We start from the raw sequence: 2,774 nt of genomic DNA on the forward strand, positions 1-2,774 counted from the left end.
TATCTGAAATATCAGAAAAGCATACTCATCACGGGGCCGACAGGTACGGGCAAAACCTGGCTCAGTTGTGCGCTTGGAGAGCAGGCATGCCGGCAGCAATATAGCGTGCGTTACTGGCGTGTGGGTCGGTTGCTGGCCCATCTTCACCAGTGCCAGCTAGACGGAACCTACCTAAAACAGCTTAAGCAGTTAGAAAAAATAGAGTTACTGCTCTTGGACGACTTGGGCCTGGAATCAATGAGTCCGATGCAGGCAACGATGCTGTTGGAGGTGATGGAAGATCGTTACGACAAAAGCAGCAGCATCCTGCTGATCAGTCAACTGTCGGTAAAAAAATGGTATGGACTGATAGAAAACCACACGACAGCTGACGCGTTACTCGATCGGCTAATACACCCCAGCTATCGACTGGAACTTAAAGGCGAATCACTACGCAAAGAGCAAGGAGTAGCCAGCACAGGAAAAATAGACTAAAACTGAGTCAGAAGATGAGCGAACACGTGATAGAATATCACTGGAATGGGTGATCGGAATAACTGATCGGATGTCGCCGGAACAGATGATCGGATACGTCGGAATCTGCATTGGCGCCAGTTGAACAGCAAATTGTCATTGATACCGTTATCCCGTGCCAGCTTGGCAATGGATACGCCGGGCTGGAGCACCTGCTCAATCAGCTTAATGTTAAAGTCCAGCGGGAAATTGGGACGACGTCTTGAGGGTTTTGGTGGGGTTTGTTTCATGAATTGCGCCCATTAAAAAAATAATGGACATTATCTTCAATAACTTGATGGGGAAGTAACAGACGGCGCTGGGCGTGCGCTTACGTTGGCACAACGTCCAGTCTCGCGGGGTTGGCCGGCAGCAACTGTCCAGCCCTGTTGTACAGGAACGAAATTCGAGCTGAATGATGCTGCGGGGACAATAAAGTGCCGTTGTCCGCCGCTGCTTTCAATGACCGAGACCTCCAGGTCCTGTGAGGCATTGTTCAGCGGCAGGTTATCTAGCACAAAGGGGCCAGCAGGCACCAGTGTAGAGTAAATCAGCGTGCCGCCTTGACGGACCTCGACCCGTGCGGCTGAGGGGGCAATGCCAGTGACGCGAACGCCATTATCGGTTTTTTTGAGTAATGCACTTTCCGGCCGGGCTTGAAGCCCGTTAAATGCCGAGGAGGAAAACAGCGAGCTGTTGAGCGTGAGCTGTCCCGCCTGTAAGGTTGATTTAAAGGCCGGAAAAGTCCGCTGCACCCAAGCGCTCTGATGGTGAAATTGTGCCTTATTGCCGTGGCCGGAGTAAGAGTCATAGCTGCGCACCACCCAGTTATCTGCATTAAATCCGCTTTCAGTATGGCCGTAAAAGGTGTGTGAACGGTTATGACGACTGTGATTGCCGGTGGCATAGAGGTTGTAGTTAAGCAGCGCGGCGCTCCCGCCACTGACGTATACCGTTTCCGGGGCGCTGTTGTCAACCAGCTGTGGGGGCACTAATAGCTCAACACGCTGACGTCCCGGCTGCAGTTTAACTTCCGTTCCCGCCGGCAGGGAGTGGCAGGTACTTTGTTGCGCCTGTTCTGGCCCCTCAGGTTGTTTCGTGAGGATGCCTGCGGCCTTCAGAAAGTTCACGTTGGCACATAAGGCGCCCTGGTCGTTAAAGGTCACAGAAACGATGCCGTGCGGCTTGCCGTTGACCACCAGATTAGGGTAGTTAATGCCTGGCGGAAATAGAGATGCGGTCTGAAAATGGGTGGCAACCGAAGCAGGGATACCTCGTGCACGCAAAATATCGGTATCAAACATCACCAGAGATTGTGCCAGCCCCTCCGGCGTACATAAGGCGAGCACCAGAGCAAGACGGCTGGGGGTAAGATGTCTTTTCATGCTAGCCCCTTATAATGTCTAATGTCGTGACTGCTAGTTCAACCGGGCTTAAAATATAGCTGTACAGTGATGCCGGTGTAAGCTTAACGCTTTTAACTGACGCTTTCGCCGGCAGGCTCACGGACAGGGTTTTACTGGGCAGCAGATAACTACTGGGCAGGCTGATCGTTCCCTGAGAAGGTAATAAGGTCAGTTCAGGATGAAAACGCACTACATAGGGTGAAGGGTTATGCACTGTCAACGTGTTATTGGTCACTTTCCACTGCAGGTGCTTCCAGGGGGCATAATCACGCTTAAGCCCTTTGGGTCGGACGATAACGGGAATATTTTGCGCAATATTGATACTGATGCGATTACCGTTTTTCTCCCCTTTGGGTGGAATGCCTTCAAACGTCACGCGGGCCATGCGTTCGGTTTTCAGACTGGCGGTATTTTTCAGTAAGAAGCTCACAATCTGCGTATCGTCAGGCTCGATACGCGAGACAGGCGGTGTAATCGTCACCAGTTTTTCCGGGTCTTCAGGCAGAGGCTCGAGCTTGGTGAGCATCATTAAAGGCGAAGAAGACTCATTTTTGACCGGGAAGGCATTTTCTCCGATATCTGCTTTGACGATGACAACCGAGGTCTGGAGTTTTAGATGACCGGCTCCGCCATTTTTTGAGAAAAATACAATTGATATCAACAATATAAAGATGTTCTTTTTTGAAAAATGCATGGAAACCTTCTTTTTAATAAAGAAACAATAAGTTTAATTTAAGAATAAAGATAAATAAGGCGGCCGCATTCAACCGCCTAAAGTTTAAGGTATGAAGAACGCTAATTTTATTAAGTTATCAAAGATATTTTATTGTAAAAGTGGTAGAGCCTTCAAAGTTAATTTCATCGGCTTTTGATATC

Annotated in this window: 3 protein-coding genes and 1 pseudogene; 1 reads left to right on the top strand and 3 read right to left on the bottom strand. The window is 49.6% G+C overall.

Translation table 11 applies throughout. From position 1 onward, the window contains the following. Positions 1 to 474 (top strand): ATP-binding protein (locus tag ACMX3H_RS18835; RefSeq protein WP_415211868.1); only part of this gene is annotated, 474 nt, incomplete at its 5' end. A 113-nt stretch (positions 475 to 587) separates the two neighbouring features. Here the strand turns inward: ACMX3H_RS18835 and ACMX3H_RS18840 are convergent. The 3 genes and pseudogenes from ACMX3H_RS18840 to ACMX3H_RS18850 form a co-directional block, all read right to left on the bottom strand. Beyond that, positions 588 to 713 (bottom strand): annotated as a pseudogene (locus tag ACMX3H_RS18840) (transposase); the annotation flags it as partial. Positions 714 to 779: 66 nt separating this feature from the next. Then, positions 780 to 1,796, bottom strand: a complete 1,017-nt coding sequence (locus ACMX3H_RS18845; protein ID WP_415211870.1) for a fimbria/pilus outer membrane usher protein — start codon at positions 1,794 to 1,796, stop codon at positions 780 to 782. A gap of 82 nt (positions 1,797 to 1,878) precedes the next feature. Further along, positions 1,879 to 2,592 (bottom strand): fimbria/pilus chaperone family protein, encoded by a 714-nt coding sequence (locus tag ACMX3H_RS18850; RefSeq protein WP_415211869.1) that lies wholly within the window; start codon positions 2,590 to 2,592, stop codon positions 1,879 to 1,881. Positions 2,593 to 2,774: the final 182 nt, after the last annotated feature.

The sequence above is a fragment of the Sodalis sp. (in: enterobacteria) genome, assembly GCF_047607725.1.
Taxonomy (GTDB): domain Bacteria; phylum Pseudomonadota; class Gammaproteobacteria; order Enterobacterales; family Enterobacteriaceae; genus JBLKSS01.

Excerpts from the sequence above, each read along its gene's own strand:
- ACMX3H_RS18845 (WP_415211870.1), bottom strand. The coding sequence starts at position 1,796 with ATGTTTGATACCGATATTTTGCGTGCACGAGGTATCCCTGCTTCGGTT.
- ACMX3H_RS18850 (WP_415211869.1), bottom strand. The coding sequence starts at position 2,592 with ATGCATTTTTCAAAAAAGAACATCTTTATATTGTTGATATCAATTGTA.